The organism is Tahibacter sp., assembly GCF_032229445.1.
Classification (GTDB): Bacteria; Pseudomonadota; Gammaproteobacteria; order Xanthomonadales; family Rhodanobacteraceae; genus Tahibacter.
On the sequence record NZ_JAVTWC010000125.1, the window covers coordinates 133,846 to 151,962 of the forward strand.

Genomic DNA, 18,117 nt, shown 5'->3' on the forward strand with positions numbered 1-18,117 from the left:
GAAGAGCCTGTCACATTGCCGTCCACCTACGCCGTCGAGCGCGGAGCGTGTTTCTGGTGGTTCGGCGACACCGTCGCGTATGCTGCAGGCCCCGGCCGTTGCCGTCGTCCATGCCTTCCATGTTCTCGATCGTCGCCGAGCTATTGCGCGTTGGACTGTCGTCGGTTGCGATAGCGCTGAACACCGTGCTGCATGCGACCCCTCTGCTGCTGCTCGCCCTGTGCAAGCCGCTGGTCTGGCCCGCGTTGCGCCGGCGCATCACGGGCGTGCTGAATGCGTTGGCGCACCGCTGGATAGCGGTCAACAGCTGGTTGATCGAGCACCTCGTCGGTACGCGCATTCGCGTGCAGGGCGGCGAGGATCTGCAGCGCAACGGGTGGTATCTGGTCGTGTGCAATCACCAGAGCTGGGTCGACATTCCGGTGCTGCAGCAGGTCTTCAACACGCGCATCCCGCTGCTCAAGTTTTTCCTGAAACGTCAGCTGATCTGGGTGCCGGTGCTCGGCCTGGCCTGGTGGGCGCTGGATTTCCCGTTCATGCGCCGCTATTCGCGCGCGCAGCTGGAGAAGCATCCGGAATGGCGTGGCAAGGATCTCGAGGCGACCCAGCGCGCCTGCGAAAAATTCCGCGACCTGCCCGTCTCGATCATGAATTTCGTCGAAGGCACGCGGTTCACGCCGACCAAGCATGCGCTGCAGCAGTCGCCGTACCGGCATCTGTTGCTGCCGCGTGCCGGGGGCACCGCATTCGTGCTGCAGGCGATGGGGCCGATGCTGCAGGCGCTGGTCGATGTCAGCGTGGTCTACCCGGCCGGGCGGCCGACGCTGTACGGCCTGCTCGCCGGACGCGTGCGTGAGGTTCGCGTGCACATACGTACGCGGCCCATACCGGCTGACCTGTTGTCCGGCGACTATCAGAACGATGCCGCGTTCCGCGCGCGCTTCCAGGACTGGCTCAACGGACTGTGGCAGGACAAGGACGCGCGCCTGCAGGACCTCCAGCGGGATTAGCCCGGAAATCCGGGCTGGTTCAGGCAGGGCGGCGCGCGATCATGCGGCGGTGCCCGTTCCGGCCTGCGGCGTCGGTCGGGTCGTTCGGCGTGCTGTCCTATACTGGGCGCAATTCAGGAAGAATCACGCCATGTACAGGATCCTCGCGCGTCTGCTGCTCTGTCTGCCCGCGGTGAGCGCCGCTGCCACGCCAGCGCAGATCGTCGCCGGCAGCCAGGTGCTTTGGCTGCAGCCCGATGGAACGGTCTGGGCCAGCGGCGATGCGGAAAGCGTGCGCGGCGACGACGATTCGCGGCCACGCAAGTCGTTCCGGCGCATCGTCGGGCTCGAGCGCATCGTCAGCATCGCGATCAATCACGACTCCTCGGACTCCGCCGCGGCGATCGATGCGGACGGTGCACTGTGGCTCTGGGGCAATCTCGCCGAACTCGCCTGCACGACCGAGCAGTGCAAGATGCCGGCGCATGTGCCGCGGCGCTTTGAAGCGCTGGGCCGCGTCCGTGCGGTTGCCCTGGGCCAGCAGCACCTCATTGCGATCGGCCGCGACGGCAAGCTGCGCAGTGCGGGCAGCAACGAACTGGGGCAGCTCGGCAGCGGTCCGCTGCGTAACGAATCGCGCATGCAGGCGCGGCTGCCACGTCTCATTGAAACCATCGCCGATCCAGTCGCGGTCGCTGCCCAGGGCGATACCAGCCTCGTGCTGCGCGCTGACGGTACAGTGTGGGGCATGGGAAGCGCGCGCTGGGGACTGCTCGGCGAGGCGGGCCGCTGGCGGCCGCTGGATTTCTCCGATCCACCGCAGCCGCAGCCACTGCGCATCGCCGGGCTCGAGCACATCACCGCGATCAGCCTTGGCCGCTTCCACGGTCTCGCGCTGGACGTCGAGGGCAGGGTCTGGGGCTGGGGCGTCAACGAATCGGCTCAACTCGCGACACCAGCGATGGATCTCGTCGCGCGCGCGCCGCAGCTGCTGCATGGGCTCGACAGTGTTGCCGCGATCGCCGCCGGCGACGACTACACGCTGGCGCTCAAGCGCGACGGCAGCGTCTGGGCGCGTGGCGGCAACGTCTATGGCACGCTCGGCGATGGCGGCGACGAGCTGGAAGGCGATCTGCGCCGCGTCGGCGCGCTGGACGGGAAGCCCGTCACCGCTCTGTTTGCCGGCGACTACAACGCGTTCGCGCGTCTGGCCGACGGCAGCGTGCTTGGCTGGGGGACGAACGGTGCGAGCGTCGGCGGCTTCGATGCCGGCAGCGACGATGAAACCCTGCTGCCGGTTGCGTTGGATCGCGAGCGCGAGCCGCCCGCGCCGAGCGCCGCGGTCAAGGCCGGCGCCGCCGCGTTCGTGCTCGCGACCGAACTCGGTACCGACCAGGTATCGGAACATAGCGAACTGTGGATAGGTGGACGTCAGGCGGCGGTGCTCGATCTCGATCGCGCGACGCCGCGCAGTCACCGCGGCCAGGTTTCACTCGAGCTCACTCCGGGCATTCACCCCTACGAACTGCGCGGCGAGGCGCGGATGTTGTCCGGCGCAACTCGCGCATTGCGCGGTCGCGGCGCCGTCGTCGTCACGCCGCAAGGCGTCGAGGCACAATTCCAGGCAGCGGTGGAGGCGCACGGGCTGCTGCCCGCATATCGCCAGGCTATCGCCCTCGCGCGCGCAACGACGCCGCTGGATGCGCGGGCGGAGTTGCGCAGTTCGGCCGCACCAGCCGCGGACACCCTGGACGCATTCGAAAAACAACTCGGTCGCAAGTTGCCGCAGTCCTATCGCGAGGCATTGCGCACGTTTGGCCCGTTCGCGCTCGGCGCTGCCGGTGAGCGCTATCCGGCCGTGGCGCTCTACGCGCCAGCGCAGTTCGTCAGTGTCGACAGCTGGACGATGCAGGCGTTGCAGGGCGTGGCGGACCTCGATCGGCGCAGCGACCTGAGCACGCGCGACCACGACGTCCTCGACCGTTTCCGCATCTTTGCGTCGGAGTTGCAGCCGGCGCGCCAGCGCCTGTCGCGCGCGTGGAAGCTTGACCAGGTCGCGGCGCTGTTTCCCGAAGACGTTTACCTGATCGTGCCCGAGCATCCGACGGCGTGTCCGGGTCGCCGAGCGCGTCAGCGACTCGTCGATTTCTTCGAGGTGCAGCAGGACGAGGATAGTGGCGAAGAACGCTACTTCGCCTGGGCCGACAGCGCCGAGTGCGAACTGGACCTGGTCGGTGCGCTGAAGCAGCGGGTGTTCGAACACTACACCGCCGCGCTGCGCGGCAACGGTGCTGTGTTCGTACGGGCGGACCTGAAGCCCGAGGACCGTGCCGTCGTGTCGCTGGAACGCGTACGCGACACAGGCCAGGGCGAGCTCACCCTGCGCCTGTCCGGCGGCGAGGCGGTGACGGAATACTAGTGTGGTGATTCCGTAGTTCATCGAACGAATTCGGCGTCAATCCATCCGAATTCTTTGTTCAACGAACTACTGAATCACGACACCAGCCGGTCGCCCGGCCTCAGGGCATACGCTGCAGCAGTTCCACATCGATGCTGCGCTGAACCCCCATGAGCTGCATCGTGCCGTCCTGCACCAGGCACTGCAGTTCGAGCTTGCGCGCCGCGATTTCGCACAGCGCGGCGCAGGTCGCCGCACCCACTTCGAATACCTGCAGGTTGCGGATGCGCTTGAGTGCCGTGGCATTCTTGTCCCACCAGATGGCCGCCGCGCGGCCATAGCCGTAGACGCGCACCCCCTGGGCGCGGCCGCTGGCCTGGCGCAGGCGTTGTTCGTCGGGCTGGCCGAGCTCTATCCACTGCTCGATCGTGCCGGTCAGGTCCTTGCGCCACAGGTCGGGCTCGTCGGTGTCGCTGAGTCCCTTGCCGAAGCTCAGCGCTTCATGCGCGTTCAGCGCGAAGGCGAGCACGCGCAGCATCAGGCGCTCTTCGGTTTCGGACGGATGTCGCGCGAGCGTCAGCGCATGGGTGGCGTAGTAGTGGTGGTCGATGTCGCTGACCTGCAGTTCCACTTTGTAGATCGTCGCGTTCAGGGCCATGGTGTCAAGCCAGATCGAGCAGGTTGTCGTCGATCTCGCCGAGGCGGCGCGCGACCTCGGGCGCCTGATCGAGCAGGGCGAAACCCCGGTATTCGTAACCCGGCGCGACGGTGCAGCCGACCAGCGTATACGCGCCGCGCGGACGCGCCGCCTGCCACATGCCGGCGGGCACGACGAACACCGGCGCGGAATCGCGCGAGGCCGGACCCAGTGTATGCGTGACCAGCGCGCCTTCGACCGGGTCGTAGCGCAGCAGCTCCAGTGGCTGGCCTTCGTAGAAGTGCCATACCTCGTCCGCGTCGACGCGGTGCCAGCGGCTGAGTTCACCGTCGGCGAGCAGGAAATAGATCGAGGTCGCGACGGCGCGCTGCGCGCTGTCGCCGTAGACGACGCGTGTCGAGGACTCGTAGATGCGCCGGTAGTGGCCACCTTCGATATGCGGCTCCAGCCGCAACGCGCGTATCAGGTCTTCGGCTCGGGTATGCATGGATGGGTATCAACTCCGTCTCGTGGTGGCGCCGGTTCGCGCGAAGGCGCTGAACAACTACAGCTTGTTTGAGAAAGGGCCAAAGCGCCTTTCTCAATCGAACGGTGCAAGCCGAGCTTGCCCACGTTCTCCGAGCGTCAATCGCTTACGCGATCGACGCTCGCGCGATCCATTCTGGATCGCACTGGCAGGCTGTTTTTCAACAGCCCGCTAGGCGGCTTTGCGCTGGCCCAGCGCGGTCAGCAGGTCGTTGGCCGAGCGCAGGCGTTCGGTCGCACCGGGCATTTCCAGACGCACCTTGAGCTTGTCCTGACCATCCAGTGTGAAGACGCGCGGCTGGCTCTGAATCAGCCGGATCACGGCGACCGGATCGATGTTCGGCTGCGGCGTGAAAACGATGCGGCCGCCCTGCGCGCCGAAATCGATCTTGCGCACGCCCAGCTCGGTCGCGCGCAGCTTGATCTCGGTAACCGCGAACAGGTGCTTGACCGGATCCGGCAGCAACCCGAAGCGATCGACCATTTCCACCTGCAGTTCGCGCAGCCGTTCGCCATCACGTGCACTCGCGATGCGCTTGTACAAGGTCAGGCGCGCATGCACGTCGGGCAGGTAGTCGTCCGGAATCAGGGCCGGCAGATGTAGCTCGACCTCGGCCTCGTGCGCACTGACGAGTTCGAAATCCGGCACCTTGCCGCTGCGCAGCGCCTTGACCGCGCGCTCCAGCAGGTCGGTATACAGCGAGAAGCCGATTTCCTGCATCTGCCCGCTCTGCTCGTCGCCGAGCAGTTCGCCGGCACCGCGGATTTCCAGGTCGTGGGTCGCGAGGGTGAAGCCGGCGCCGAGTTCCTCCATCGACGCGAGTGCTTCCAGCCGCTTCTCCGCATCGGCCGTCATCTGGCGCCGGTCGGGCACGACCAGATAGGCATAGGCGCGATGGTGCGAGCGCCCCACCCGGCCGCGCAGCTGATGAAGCTGGGCCAGGCCGAAGCGATCGGCGCGATTGACGATGATGGTGTTGGCGCTCGGAATGTCGATGCCCGACTCGATGATGGTCGTGCACAGCAGCACATTGAAGCGCTGACGGTGGAAATCCATCATGACCTGTTCGAGCTCTTTCTCCGGCATCTGGCCGTGGGCAATGCGGATGCGCGCTTCGGGCACCAGCGCATGCAGGTCGCGCTCCATCTTCTCGATGGTGTCGACTTCGTTGTGCAGGAAATACACCTGGCCGCCGCGCTGCAGTTCGCGCTGGAACGCCTCGCGCAGCTGCGCCGGGTCCCACGGTGCAATGAAGGTCTTGACCGCGATGCGATGTGCCGGCGGCGTGGCGATGATCGACAGGTCGCGCATGCCCGCCATGGCCATGTTCAGCGTGCGCGGGATCGGCGTCGCGGTCAGCGTGAGCATGTCGACTTCTGCGCGCAACTTCTTCAGTTGTTCCTTCTGACGCACGCCGAAACGGTGCTCCTCGTCGACGATGACGAGGCCGAGCTGCTTGAACTTCACGTCCTGCTGCAGCAGCCGGTGCGTGCCGATCATCACGTCGATCTGGCCCTCGGCGAGCTTGACCATGGCCTGCTCGACTTCTTTTTTGCTCTTGAAGCGGCTCAGTACGTCGACGCGGATCGGCCAGTCGGCGTAGCGGTCACTGAAATTCTGAAAGTGCTGCTGCGCCAGCAGCGTGGTCAGCACGAGCACGGCGACCTGCTTGCCGGCCATGGCGGTGACGAACGCGGCACGCAGCGCGACCTCGGTCTTGCCGAAGCCGACGTCGCCGCAGACCACGCGGTCCATGGGCTTCTTCGAGGCCAGATCGTCGATGACCGCGTCGATTGCGCTGAGCTGGTCGGGGGTTTCCTCAAATGGGAAGGTCGCGGCGAACTGCTCGTAGGCGACGCGGTCTACCGCCAGCGCAGTGCCCTGGCGTGCTTCGCGCTGGGCGTAGATCGCGAGCAGTTCGGCGGCAACGTCGCGCACTTTTTCCGCGGCCCTGCGCTTGGCGCGTTCCCAGGCATCGCCGCCGAGCGAATGCAGCGGCGCGAGTTCCGGGGAAGTACCGGAATAGCGCGATACGAGATTGAGCTGGGCGACCGGTACGTACAGCTTGTCGCCCTTGGCGTATTCGATCGCGAGGAATTCGTTCGCGCTGCCGCCGACGTCAAGCTTGATCAGTCCCTGGTAGCGGCCGACGCCGTGGTCGACATGGACGATCGGCGAGCCCAGGCCCAGCTCGGTCAAATCCCGGATGATGGTTTCGGGGTCGCGCGCCGCGCGTTTGCGCCGGCGCTGCTGCTGCACGCGCTCGCCGAAAAGCTCACGCTCGGTGAGCACGACCAGCGCCGGTTCGGTCAGCGCGAAACCCGCCTGCAGCGACGCAACCGCGATCGCGAAGCGCGCGTCGCCGCGCGCGAATTCCTGCCACGAGGCCAAGGTCTGCGGGCGCAGGTGGGCGGCCTGCAACTGTTCGATGAGGGCTTCGCGCCGGCCAGCCGATTCGGCGGCGATCAGCACGCGCCCCGGGTAGGCGGCCAGGAAGCGCGACAGGTCTTCGGCCGGTTGTTCACCCTTGCGGTTGATCGGCAGGTCCGGCGCCGGCTGCAGGCCCAGCGCCTGGACATGTTCATTGCTGCCGCGTGCGACGAGGTCTACGCGCAGCTCACGGTTGAGCCGCTCGCGTAACTGTTCGGGCGAGAGGTACAACTCGGCTGGTGGCAGCACTGGACGCTCGATGTCGTGCGCGCGCTGGTCGTAGCGGTCGGCGGTCTGGCGCCAGAACTGCTCGGCGGCCTCGAGCACGCCATCGCCGAGCACGAAAAGTGCATCGACGGCGAAATAGTCGAACAGGGTTTCGGTCTGCGCGAAGAACAGCGGCAGGTAGTAGTCAATACCGGCCGGTGTCGTTCCTTCCCGGATGTCCTGGTACAGCGGGCAGCGTCGGATATCGATCGGAAAGCGTTCGCGCAGCCGCGTGCGGAAACTCTTGGCCGATTCGTCGGTCAGGGGGAATTCGCGCCCAGGCAGCAGGCGCACCGAGTCGACTTTGTGCAGCGACCGCTGGGTTTCCGCATCGAAATTGCGGATCGATTCGATTTCCTCGTCGAACAGCTCGATGCGATAGGGTTCGGCCGAACCCATGGGGTAGATGTCGATCAGAGCGCCGCGCACGGCGAAATCGCCCGGCTCCAGCACCTGCGTTACATGGCGGTAGCCGGCCGCCTCGAGGCGGCGCTGCTCCGCGCCGAGCTCGAGCTTCTGGCCCACCTGCAGCGCAAGCCCCGTGCCGCCGATGTAGCTGCGCGGCGCCAGGCGCTGCATCAGCGTCGCGACCGGCACCACCAGCAGGCCGCGGGTCAGCGCGGGCAAACGGTAGAGCGTCGCGATGCGCTGCGACACGATTTCCGGGTGCGGCGCGAACAGGTCGTAAGGCAAGGTTTCCCAGTCGGGAAAGTGCAGTACTTCGGTGCTGCCGCTGGTGAAGCTGGCCAACTCCGTTTCCAGAGCATGGGCCGAATGGGTGTCGCGCGTGACCGCCACGACCAGGCCTGCGTGATGACGTCCGGTTTCCTCGAGCACCAGTGCGAGGCTGGAGCCCGGCGGGCTCTCCCAGAAGCGGCGGACCTTGGCGGATTTGGGTAGCGGCGGGCGGAGCAGGGTCGGAGTCATCGCGGCACAGATAGGCGTCGCCGGCCAAGGCGGCCGGCGGCAGGACCGCGTAGCTTAGCGCGTTGCCCGCTTGCGCAGGGAGAGCGCCGGGCCAGCGGTGCCCACTGCGGGGCTCAGAGATGCAGGCGGACGCGGGTCAGGGACGCGTCGTGGAACACGCTTTCGCGCCGGAAACCAAACTCGTCGCAGAGATCCAGCATGGCGTGGTTCTCGGTCAGCACATCGCCCCAGATTTCCTGCACGCCGCGGACGCGGCAGGCATCGATGACGCGGTTCAGCAGCAGGCTGCCGAAGCCCTGGCCGGTGAAGCGACGCTGCACGATCAGCGCGAATTCGGCGCCATCGGTATTGGGGTCGATGTAGGCGCGCGCCACACCGTAGATTTCAGGTTCCGCGCTCTCGGCCGGATCGACCAGTACGTAGGCCAGTTCCTGCTCGGGATCGAGACGACACAGTCGCTGGGCGAGTTGGTCGGGCAGCTCCGTCAAGGTATGCAGGAAGCGCATGCGCACTTCTTCGGGCTGCAGACGCGAGAAACCGCGCTGCAACGCAGCAACATCGTCGGTATGGATGGGGCGAATGAGTAGCGGCGTGCCATCGCGACTGGCCAACAGCTCGCCATTCGGCACGGGTGCGTCGTTTGCGGCGCCAAAACGCAGGCGTTCGGGCGGGCGGCGGGACCGGTAGGTGCTCATGGGCTCGGTACGACTGGCGGACGTTTTCATGCGGTGCAACATGCCGGAGCCTACTGGAGCACGGCACCTAAAGCCACGGTCGAGGCTGCTTTTCCATTCAGCCTGTTGGGATTGGCGACGCGCTGGCTGGACGGACGAGGGCTGGCAATAGATTCAGTTGCCCAGCGCGGAGAGTTCCCGGTTGAGCAGCGCCGGGTCGCCCAGGTTGAGCTCGATCAGGCGCTTGAGTTGGGCAAAACTGTCCAGGTCGATCTTTTCCCATCGGCAACCCAGGCGATGCGGCATGATGTGGGCGATCGACACCCCCATGCTGATGATCACGCTGTTGTTGATGCGCAGATCCATGCGGTAGCCGCCGCCGATCTTGCCCGACCACTGCACGGGTCGCTCGATCAGCACACCCTTGAGCGAGACGTCGACGAGCTTGGTTTCCCACATGGCAGTGCCCGAGTACAGGCGCACCGTGCCTTCGAACGTAAAGCGCGTGAAGCGGCGGCGTTCCGCGGCGGGATCGGACTTCATGGCTGGGGAAAGTGCCTCAAGTCAATCGCATAAGTGCATGCTGGCCGGGGGATTCTGCCCTTGCGGTGCGATCGACAGCAAGCCTCGCGACAAACCGGCTCAGGGCGTGCGCGAAAGCAGCAGTTCCAGCACGAATTTGCTGCCGAAGAAGGCCAGCAGCAACACCGCCATGCCGATGAGCAGCAGGCGAACGGCGCGGCGTCCACGCCAGCCGAAGCGCCAGCGGCCCGCGAGCAAGGTGCCGAACACTACCCAGGCGATGATGGACAGGCTGGTCTTGTGCACCAGATGCTGGGCAAACAGGTTTTCGACGAACAGTACGCCGCTGAGCAGGGTGGCGCTCAGCAGAACGAAGCCGACGCCGACGAGGCGGAACATCAGGCTTTCCGTCAGCGTCAGCGGCGGCAGCACCCGCAGCCAATGGCTGGCCACGTCGCGATTGCGTAACGCGCGCTCCTGCGCGAGCAGCAGCAACGCCAGCAGTGCGGAGACACTGAGCAGCGCGTAGCCGAGCAGGGCGACGATGACGTGCAGCTTGATCTGCCAGCCCATGGCGTTGGGCTGGGTCGGCGGCGCGATCCAGGCATCCACTGCCAGCAGCGCTGCGGCGAGCGGAAACACCAGAACGCCAAGCGCATCGACCGGCCGGGCCAGATTGACCAGCAGCGTCGTGCCCGCAATCAGCATGGCGACAACGCTGAGTGCGGCGAAAAAATGCAGATCCAGTCCGCCGCGATGCGCCGCCAGCAGGTAGCCCGCGTGGGCGAGCACGCCAGCCGCGGCGACAGCCACGCCCAGCGACCGCGGCAGGCGCGTGCCGCGCAGGGTCGGAACCGCGACGAGCAGGGTGGCGGCCAGGTAGGCGGCGACCGCGACGGCCGCCAGTACGGAGATCAGCATCGGGCGAGTTTCGCACAGGCATGGGCGGCCGCGCGTGCTGTTTCGCGCCATGTAAGCCGCTCGCGCCAACGTGCCGGCAGCGCGCTGCTATAATCGCCGTCCTTTTGCCCAGCACTGAAGCCGCACATGTTCGAGTCCCTGAGCCAGCGCCTGTCCACTACCATCGAACGCCTGCGCGGCCGCGCCCGCCTCACCGAGGAAAATATCCGCGAGTCGATGCGCGAAGTGCGTATTGCGCTGCTCGAAGCCGACGTGGCGCTGCCGGTGGTGCAGGCGCTGATCGAGCGCGTAAAGGTGCGCGCGGTTGGCCAGGACGTGCTCAAGAGTCTGACGCCGGGACAGGCCCTGATACGCGTGGTCCGCGACGAGCTCACCGCAGTCATGGGCACGGTCAACACCGACCTCAATCTCGCTGCCCAGCCGCCCGCCGTCGTACTGATGGCCGGTCTGCAGGGTGCCGGCAAGACCACCACCACGGCCAAGCTCGCGCGCTTCCTCAAGGAACGCAGGAAGAAGAAAGTCATGGTCGTCAGCTGCGACGTCTACCGTCCGGCGGCGATCGAGCAGTTGCGCGTGCTGGCCGAGCAGGTCGAGGTGCTGTTCCACCCGTCGAGCGGCGATCAGAGCCCGGTCGCGATCGCACGCAGCGCGCTTGATGCGGCCAAGCGGAATTTCGCCGACGTGCTGCTGGTCGACACCGCCGGCCGCCTGCATGTCGATGCCGACATGATGGCTGAGATCAAGGCGCTCCACGCCGAACTCAAGCCGATCGAGACCCTGTTCGTCGTCGACGCGATGACCGGCCAGGACGCAGCGAACACCGCCAAGGCCTTTGCCGAAGCCCTGCCGCTCACGGGCGTCGTCCTGACCAAGACCGACGGTGATGCGCGCGGCGGCGCCGCGCTGTCGGTGCGTTACATCACGGGCCGGCCGATCAAGTTCATCGGTGCCGGCGAGAAGACCGAGGCGTTGGAGCCATTCCATCCGGATCGCCTTGCCCAGCGCATCCTCGGCATGGGCGATGTGCTGTCGCTGGTCGAGCAGGTCGAGCAGAAGGTCGACCAGGAAAAAGCGCAGAAGCTGGCCGAGAAGGTCATGAAGGGCAAGCGCTTCGACCTCAACGACATGCGCGACCAGTTGCAGCAGATGTTGAGCATGGGGGGCCTGGGCTCGCTCATGGATAAGCTCCCCGGCGTGTCGAGCCTGCCGGACCATGTCAAGGCCAAGGCCAACGACCGCGAAGTGCACCGCATGATCGCCATCATCAACTCGATGACAAAAAAAGAGCGCCGCCATCCGGACCTGCTCAACGGCTCGCGTAAGGCGCGCGTGGCCCGCGGCTCCGGTATGCAGCCTTCGGACGTGAACAAGCTGCTCAAGCAGTATCAGCAGATGGAAAAGATGATGTCCAAGCTCGCCGGCGGCGGTATCAAGGGCCTTATGCGCCAGATGTCCGGTGCCATGAAGGGCATGGGTGGCGGTGGTTTTCCCGGCGGCGGCATGATGCGCTGAGCGGGGATCGCCGGCCCCGGCGTGCAGGTTGCGCTGGGCCGGTCGCGTTGGATGGGGTATTCTTGGCGACCCCGCTTTGAATTTCGCGGACCTTCGCATAGAATGCCGCGTTTCCTGGGGCTCGTTGCGTCCGCGACTGGCCCATTCTCATAGAGAAGATCAAGCAATGGTCAAGATTCGCCTGTCCCGCGGCGGCGCCAAAGGGCGTCCGTTCTATCACATCGTGGTTGCCGACGAGCGCTATGCCCGTGATGGCCGCAGCATCGAACGCCTGGGTTACTTCAACCCGATCGCCGCTGGCAAGGAAGTTCCTCTGGAACTCAATGTCGCTCGTGCGAACGAATGGATCGCCAAGGGCGCGCAGCCGACCGAAAAGGTCCGTGCGTTGCTCAAACGCGCTTCCAAGCAGGTCGCTGCGGCGGCTGCCTAAGCGGCACGACGCATGAGCGCGGAAGTCGAACGCCGCGTTCTCGTCGGCCGGATAGTCGGGGTGTCGGGAACGACTGGAGCGGTAAAGCTCGAGTCCTGGACCGACCCGCGCCTGCAGATATTCCGGTATCAGCCATGGATTCTGAAATCCGCGGTTGCCGAGCGGGAAATTCGTGGGTGCCGCGGGCGCGAACAGGGCAAAGGCATGGTGGCCACGCTGCCTGGGGTCGATGACCGTGACCAGGCCGCGGCGCTGATCGGTACCGAAGTCTGGGTTCTGCGTTCGTCGCTGCCCAAGCCGAAAGACGGCGAGTACTACTGGACCGATCTCGAAGGCCTGGACGTGGTAACCGTGGAAGGCGTTTCGTTCGGTCGTGTCTCACATCTGTTCGCGACCGGAGCCAACGATGTGCTGGTGGCTCGCGACGGCGAGCGCGAGCGGATGATTCCGTTCGTACTTGAGCAGTACATCAAGCAGGTCGATCTGGATTCGCGGCGCATCGTCGTCGACTGGGATCCGGATTTCTGAGCGAGGGCAGCGCGGTGCGCATCGACGTCATCACGCTGTTCCCCGAGTTTGTGCGGCAATGCGCGGCGGTCGGTGTCATCGGCCGGGCGCAGGAGCGCGGCCTGCTGGGCGTCGAAGCGTGGAATCCGCGCGACTACGCCACTGACAATTACCGCACTGTCGATGGGCGCACCTGTGGTGGCGGTCCGGGGATGGTGATGCTGATCCAGCCGCTGCGTGCGGCGCTGGCTGCCGCAAGGCAGGCGGCAGCGGGAGCGGCAAGGACGATCTACCTGAGCCCGCAGGGTACGCGGCTGACTCAGGCGAAAGTAGTGGAATTCGCGCGGCAGGAACGACTGATTCTGCTCTGCGGTCGCTACGAAGGGGTGGACGAGCGCTTGCTGGCGCATGAGGTCGACGAGGAAATATCCATCGGCGACTACGTGCTGTCCGGTGGCGAGTTGGCGGCGGCCGTGCTGATCGATGCGGTTGGCCGGCTACAGCAAGGCGCGCTGAACGACGCGGCGTCGGCCGAACAGGATTCGTTTTCGAACGGACTGCTCGACTGCCCGCACTACACGCGACCGATGCAGCACGAACTGGGCGATGTGCCCGCCGTGCTGCAATCGGGAAACCATGCGATGATCCGGCGTTGGCGCCTGAAACAATCGCTGGGTCGGACCTGGTTGCGCCGTCCCGATCTGCTCGCGCGGGTTGTGCTGGACAAACAGGCACGCGAGTTACTGCAAGAATTTCGCCGCGAGTGGCTCGCGGCCGGTACGGCGGAACCGCCTACGGTTGCGCCGCACCAAGAGCCAAGGGCCGGCCCGGCGCCGGAAAGATAATTCAGACCAGATTGGTGAGTGTCATGAGCAACCTCCTTCAGCAGTTCGAAGCCGCCCAGATCAAGCGTTCCCTGCCGGATTTCGGCCCCGGCGATACCGTCGTCGTCAATGTCAAGGTCAAGGAAGGCAATCGCGAGCGCGTGCAGGCTTACGAGGGCGTTTGCATTGCCAAGAAGAATGCCGGCCTCAACTCCGCCTTCACCGTGCGCAAGATTTCCCACGGCACCGGCGTGGAACGTGTATTCCAGACCCACAGCGCAGTGATCGACTCGGTGTCGGTCAAGCGTCGTGGCAAAGTGCGTGGCGCCAAGCTGTACTACCTGCGCGGCCTGGAAGGCAAGGCTGCCCGTATCCAGGAAGACCTGGGCAAGCCTGTCAAATCCGGGAAATCTGAGAAGTCCGAGTAGTCTGCTCCGCGTCATCAGCAAAAAGCCGCCCCCGGGCGGCTTTTTGCGTTGTGGATTTAGGCCTTCCTGGCCGTTGAAACTGCTGACCGCGCCCCCAAACACGCGGCTACGTCCACTTCACACACGATAGAGACCATGACTGAGACCACTGCACAAACCCGCAAATTCGAGGCCGAAGTCGCCCAGGTATTGCACCTGGTCACGCATTCGCTGTATTCGCACAAGGAAATCTTCCTGCGCGAACTCATCTCCAACGCGTCGGACGCCTGCGACAAGCTGCGCTTCGAGGCGCTTGCCAACCCGGCGCTGACCGAAGGCGATGCGGAGCTTCGTATCGATATCCATTTTGACGCCGATGCGCGCACGTTGACCCTGCGCGACAATGGCATCGGCATGGGCCGCGACGAAGTCATCGAGAACATCGGCACTATCGCGCGCTCGGGTACGCGACGCTTCCTCGAATCACTGTCCGGCGACGCTCGTAAGGACACCCAGCTCATCGGCCAGTTCGGTGTCGGCTTCTATTCCGCATTCATCGTCGCCGACAAGGTCACCCTGATCACGCGTCGCGCCGGCAGTCCGGCCGCCGAAGGCGTGCGCTGGGAGTCAGACGGCAGCGGCGAATACACCATCGACGCGATCGAAGCTCCGCGCGGCACCAGCGTCATCCTGCACCTGAAGGAAGGCGAAAACGAATTCCTCGGGGCCTGGAAGCTGCGCGACCTGATCTCGAAGTATTCCGACCACATCGCTTTCCCGATCCGCCTGCCAGTGCAGAAGGACGGCAAGTCCACCGACGAGTTTGAAACCGTCAACCACGCCGCGGCGCTGTGGACTCGCTCCAAGTCCGAGCTCAAGGACGAGGACTACCAGGGCTTCTACAAGTCGCTGTCGCACGATTTCAGCGACGCGGCCACCTGGACGCACAACCGCGTCGAAGGTTCGCAGAGCTATACCCTGCTTCTGTATTTGCCGTCCAAACCGCCGTTCGACGCGATGTTCAGCGGACGCGACGAGCGGAAGGGCCTCAAGCTCTACATCCGCCGCGTGTTCATCATGGACGCCAGCGAGCAGCTGCTGCCGTCCTATCTGCGTTTCATGCGTGGCGTGGTCGACTCGGACGACCTGCCGCTGAACGTGAGTCGTGAGATCCTGCAGGACAACCGCCTCGTCGCGCAGATCCGTGCCGCGTGCGTCAAGCGCACGCTCGACATGCTGGAAAAGCTCGCCGCCGACGACAAGGAAAAGTTCCAGACCTTCGTAGACAGCTTCGGTAACGTGCTCAAGGAAGGCATCGCTGAAGACGGCGCCAATCGTGAGCGCATTGCGAAACTGCTGCGCTTCGCCTCCACCGCGTCCGAAGGGCAGGCGCGCACCGTCTCGCTCGACGACTACATCGCGCGCATGCCGGTCGGCCAGGAAGCGATCTACTACATCAGCGCCGACGGCTACGGCGCGGCCAAGGGCAGCCCGCAGATCGAAGCGCTGCGCGCTCGCAATGTGGAAGTGTTGCTGATGTTCGACCGCATCGATGAATGGATGCTCGGCTATCTCAGCGAATACGGTGGCAAGAAGCTGCGCAACGTGGCCAAGGGCGATCTCGATCTTGACGCGCTCGAAGGCGGCGGCGACAAGCAGGCGCGTGAAGACGCGGCCAAGGCCGCCGAGCCGGTGATCGCCAAGCTCAAGGAGCTTCTCGGCGAGCGCGTGCGCGATGTGCGCGTGAGCCAGCGTCTGACCGACTCGCCGTCCTGCCTGGTACTCGACGAATACGACATGGCCTCGCACATGCAGCGCCTGATGCGCGAAGCGGGGCACGATGCGCCGGCCAGCAAGCCGATCCTCGAGATCAATCCGCAGCATGTGCTGGTCCAGCGCATCGAAGCCGAAGCCGACCCGACGCGTGCGGGTGAGTTCAGCCAGCTACTGTTCGAACAGGCCCAGCTCATGGACGGCGCCCAGCTCGACGATCCAGCCGGCTTTGTACGGCGTGTCAACGCGTTGCTGGTGGCAGCCTGATGCAGCACCTGCCGCGCCGCTTGCCGGACGCATGAGCGGTACGCGCGCGGCCTTTGATGCGGCCTGGCAGCAGGCTCAGTCAGCACTGCAGCGCAACGATGCCGCGGCGGCCCTGGCGCCGCTGCGGCAGTGCCTGCAGTGGCAGCCGCAGCAGCCAGGTCTATGGCTGCAGACCGCGGTTACCGCATTTCAGGCAGGACAGGCAGAGCTCGCACGGCAGCTGCTCCAGACGGCAGCGCAGCGCTGGCCGGCCGACGTCGCGGTGCTGTTTCATCTGGCCTACCTGCAGGAAATCGACGGCGATCGCGGTGCTGCGGCCGGCACTTACGGGCGCGTGCTTGAACTGGATCCGAGTCATGCGGATGCATTGCGCAATTTTTCCGGTCTGCTCGCGCGCGGCGGGGACAACGCGGCAGCATTGATCTTGCTGCAGCGGCTGATCGCGCTGCGGCCCGGCGAGATCGACCTCTATGTCGGCGCAGCCGATCTGGCGCTGTCCGGCGGCGATGCCGCAGGCGCGCAGGAACTGGCGCAGGCGGCGGTGCGACGCGATCCTGTGCATGCGGCCGCGTTGCGTACGTTGGCGCGCGCGGCACGTCAGCGTCGCGACCTTGCTACGGCGCTGCCTGCGCTCGAGCGCGCGGTCGCCTTGACTCCGCAGCGCGCCGGCCTTGTCGCCGATCTCGGCCAGGCGCAGATCGAAGCGGGCGATTTCGATACCGGTGTTTCCACGTTGCGCCGCGCTGCCGTGATGCCGGACACGCAGCAGCGCACCATAGACTGGCTGGGTGCACTGGCCTTGCCTGCGCTGATGGGCAGCGACGATGCGATCGATGCCGCGCGCGAGCGCTTCAGCGTGCAACTGGAACGTATCCATGCAGAACTGCGCCTGGATACGGCAGAACAGATCGCGTCGGCGCATGCCGCGATAGGTCGTGTACTGCCGTTTCCGCTGCATTACCAGCCACGCGACAACCGCGCGCTCGGCCGCCGCTTTGGCGAACTCGTGCAGCGCATCGTCTGTGCGGCCGGCGGCGAACTCGCCGAGCCGCCGGCGACGCGCGCGGTAGTCGACCGCATCCGCGTGGGCTTCGTCAGCGCAGAGCTGCGCGAACACACCATCACGCGGTATTTCGGCCGCTGGCTCGAAGAACTCGACCCACAGCGATTCGAGCGCTGGGCGTTTCACTGCGGCAACATCAGCGACGGCACCACGGCGCGGATTGCGCGCAGCGTCGAGCAGTACCGTCACGTGCCGCTCGCACCGCTAGCCGTGGCCGCGCAGATTCGCGCTGCCGCGCTCGATGTCGTCGTGCTGCTCGACGTCGGCATGGATCCGGCGATGCATGTGCTGGCCGCGCTGCCGCTGGCGCCGCGCCAATATCTCGCCTACGGCCATCCGGTCAGCAGCGGCCTCGATGGCTTCAGCGGATTCCTGAGCAGCGCGGCACTGGAATCGCCGCAAGCCGATACCCACTATCACGAACCATTGCTGCGCTTACCCGGTCTCGGCGCGCTGCCGCGGCAGCCATCGCTGCAGGCCCGCTCGCGCTGGACTCCGCGCGCATCGGGTAAGCCGCCCCAGCTGTTGTGCCTGCAGAGCCTGACCAAGCTGATTCCCTCCTTCGATGTCACGCTCGCACGGCTCGCGCGCGAAACCGGCGCCTGCATCGGTCTCTTTACCGGGCCAGCGGGCGTGCAGCCGCTGGAGCGGCGTTTTCTTGCGCGGGTCGGCGCGGCGTTCGCGGCCAATGGACTGGATCCGCAGCGCCATCTGCAGCTGCGGCCGCGTACGCACTACGCGGACTACCTGGATCAGGTGGCCGCCGCCGACCTGATCCTCGACACGCCATGGTTCTGCGGCGGTGCGACCAGTCTGGACACCTGCCATGTCGGTGCTCCGGTGGTGACCTGGGAAGGCGAGTTCCTGCGGTCGCGCCAAACCGCAGGCATGCTGCGTTTGCTCGATCTGCCACACGGTATTGCCGTTGATGAGGACGGCTACATCGCCGCTGCGGTGCATCTGCTCGACGACACGGCGGCGAACGAGTCGCTGCGCACGCAATTGCGCGCGCGCGCGCCGCG

15 protein-coding genes are annotated in these 18,117 nt (G+C 65.7%); 9 read left to right on the top strand and 6 right to left on the bottom strand.

Annotated features, from left to right (window positions below; genetic code table 11):
* Positions 1 to 110 precede the first annotated feature (110 nt).
* Entirely contained in the window at positions 111 to 1,010 is a 900-nt protein-coding gene (locus RUU78_RS23980) for an acyltransferase (protein WP_313920293.1), read from the top strand.
* A gap of 130 nt (positions 1,011 to 1,140) precedes the next feature.
* Positions 1,141 to 3,408 carry a hypothetical protein gene (locus RUU78_RS23985; protein WP_313920294.1) on the top strand — a complete coding sequence of 756 codons (2,268 nt, stop codon included), beginning with the start codon at positions 1,141 to 1,143 and terminating at the stop codon, positions 3,406 to 3,408.
* A gap of 100 nt (positions 3,409 to 3,508) precedes the next feature.
* Here RUU78_RS23985 and RUU78_RS23990 read toward each other — a convergent pair whose 3' ends face one another.
* The 6 genes from RUU78_RS23990 to ccsA form a co-directional block, all read right to left on the bottom strand.
* Positions 3,509 to 4,045 (bottom strand): YaeQ family protein, encoded by a 537-nt coding sequence (locus tag RUU78_RS23990; RefSeq protein WP_313920295.1) that lies wholly within the window; start codon positions 4,043 to 4,045, stop codon positions 3,509 to 3,511.
* Between the two features lie 4 nt (positions 4,046 to 4,049).
* Positions 4,050 to 4,532: a cupin domain-containing protein gene (locus RUU78_RS23995; protein WP_313920296.1), complete on the bottom strand. Its 483-nt coding sequence runs from the start codon at positions 4,530 to 4,532 to the stop codon at positions 4,050 to 4,052.
* 210 nt (positions 4,533 to 4,742) lie between these two features.
* Positions 4,743 to 8,195, bottom strand: a complete 3,453-nt coding sequence (gene mfd, locus RUU78_RS24000; RefSeq protein ID WP_313920297.1) for a transcription-repair coupling factor — start codon at positions 8,193 to 8,195, stop codon at positions 4,743 to 4,745.
* A 113-nt stretch (positions 8,196 to 8,308) separates the two neighbouring features.
* Positions 8,309 to 8,920 carry a GNAT family N-acetyltransferase gene (locus tag RUU78_RS24005; protein ID WP_313920298.1) on the bottom strand — a complete coding sequence of 204 codons (612 nt, stop codon included), beginning with the start codon at positions 8,918 to 8,920 and terminating at the stop codon, positions 8,309 to 8,311.
* A 123-nt stretch (positions 8,921 to 9,043) separates the two neighbouring features.
* Positions 9,044 to 9,412, bottom strand: a complete 369-nt coding sequence (locus RUU78_RS24010) for a PilZ domain-containing protein (RefSeq protein ID WP_313920299.1) — start codon at positions 9,410 to 9,412, stop codon at positions 9,044 to 9,046.
* Between the two features lie 99 nt (positions 9,413 to 9,511).
* The gene (gene ccsA, locus RUU78_RS24015) at positions 9,512 to 10,312 is read right to left on the bottom strand and encodes a cytochrome c biogenesis protein CcsA (RefSeq protein ID WP_313920300.1); all 801 of its coding nucleotides are present in this window, start codon (positions 10,310 to 10,312) and stop codon (positions 9,512 to 9,514) included.
* Positions 10,313 to 10,438: 126 nt separating this feature from the next.
* On the opposite strand from ccsA, the gene ffh reads away from it, so the two are divergent.
* The 7 genes from ffh to RUU78_RS24050 all read left to right on the top strand — a co-directional run.
* Entirely contained in the window at positions 10,439 to 11,824 is a 1,386-nt protein-coding gene (gene ffh, locus RUU78_RS24020) for a signal recognition particle protein (RefSeq protein WP_313920301.1), read from the top strand.
* Positions 11,825 to 11,990: 166 nt separating this feature from the next.
* Positions 11,991 to 12,254 carry a 30S ribosomal protein S16 gene (gene rpsP / locus RUU78_RS24025; protein ID WP_313920302.1) on the top strand — a complete coding sequence of 88 codons (264 nt, stop codon included), beginning with the start codon at positions 11,991 to 11,993 and terminating at the stop codon, positions 12,252 to 12,254.
* Between the two features lie 12 nt (positions 12,255 to 12,266).
* Positions 12,267 to 12,782 carry a ribosome maturation factor RimM gene (rimM, locus tag RUU78_RS24030; protein ID WP_313920303.1) on the top strand — a complete coding sequence of 172 codons (516 nt, stop codon included), beginning with the start codon at positions 12,267 to 12,269 and terminating at the stop codon, positions 12,780 to 12,782.
* Positions 12,783 to 12,796: 14 nt separating this feature from the next.
* A complete protein-coding gene (trmD, locus tag RUU78_RS24035; protein WP_313920304.1) occupies positions 12,797 to 13,606 on the top strand; it encodes a tRNA (guanosine(37)-N1)-methyltransferase TrmD in 810 nt (269 codons plus the stop codon).
* A 23-nt stretch (positions 13,607 to 13,629) separates the two neighbouring features.
* Positions 13,630 to 14,013: a 50S ribosomal protein L19 gene (gene rplS, locus RUU78_RS24040; RefSeq protein WP_313920305.1), complete on the top strand. Its 384-nt coding sequence runs from the start codon at positions 13,630 to 13,632 to the stop codon at positions 14,011 to 14,013.
* 135 nt (positions 14,014 to 14,148) lie between these two features.
* The gene (htpG, locus tag RUU78_RS24045; RefSeq protein WP_313920306.1) at positions 14,149 to 16,032 is read left to right on the top strand and encodes a molecular chaperone HtpG; all 1,884 of its coding nucleotides are present in this window, start codon (positions 14,149 to 14,151) and stop codon (positions 16,030 to 16,032) included.
* Positions 16,033 to 16,063: 31 nt separating this feature from the next.
* On the top strand, positions 16,064 to 18,117 hold a 2,054-nt coding region (locus RUU78_RS24050), incomplete at its 3' end, for a tetratricopeptide repeat protein (RefSeq protein ID WP_313920307.1).

Bases quoted from the DNA above. Each gene is read 5' to 3' on its own strand.
- RUU78_RS23995 (WP_313920296.1), bottom strand. From the start codon at position 4,532: ATGCATACCCGAGCCGAAGACCTGATACGCGCGTTGCGGCTGGAGCCG.
- rplS (WP_313920305.1), top strand. From the start codon at position 13,630: ATGAGCAACCTCCTTCAGCAGTTCGAAGCCGCCCAGATCAAGCGTTCC.
- htpG (WP_313920306.1), top strand. From the start codon at position 14,149: ATGACTGAGACCACTGCACAAACCCGCAAATTCGAGGCCGAAGTCGCC.
- ffh (WP_313920301.1), top strand. From the start codon at position 10,439: ATGTTCGAGTCCCTGAGCCAGCGCCTGTCCACTACCATCGAACGCCTG.
- RUU78_RS24010 (WP_313920299.1), bottom strand. From the start codon at position 9,412: ATGAAGTCCGATCCCGCCGCGGAACGCCGCCGCTTCACGCGCTTTACG.
- RUU78_RS24005 (WP_313920298.1), bottom strand. From the start codon at position 8,920: ATGAAAACGTCCGCCAGTCGTACCGAGCCCATGAGCACCTACCGGTCC.
- ccsA (WP_313920300.1), bottom strand. From the start codon at position 10,312: ATGCTGATCTCCGTACTGGCGGCCGTCGCGGTCGCCGCCTACCTGGCC.
- RUU78_RS23985 (WP_313920294.1), top strand. From the start codon at position 1,141: ATGTACAGGATCCTCGCGCGTCTGCTGCTCTGTCTGCCCGCGGTGAGC.
- rpsP (WP_313920302.1), top strand. From the start codon at position 11,991: ATGGTCAAGATTCGCCTGTCCCGCGGCGGCGCCAAAGGGCGTCCGTTC.
- mfd (WP_313920297.1), bottom strand. From the start codon at position 8,195: ATGACTCCGACCCTGCTCCGCCCGCCGCTACCCAAATCCGCCAAGGTC.
- RUU78_RS23990 (WP_313920295.1), bottom strand. From the start codon at position 4,045: ATGGCCCTGAACGCGACGATCTACAAAGTGGAACTGCAGGTCAGCGAC.
- rimM (WP_313920303.1), top strand. From the start codon at position 12,267: ATGAGCGCGGAAGTCGAACGCCGCGTTCTCGTCGGCCGGATAGTCGGG.
- RUU78_RS23980 (WP_313920293.1), top strand. From the start codon at position 111: ATGCCTTCCATGTTCTCGATCGTCGCCGAGCTATTGCGCGTTGGACTG.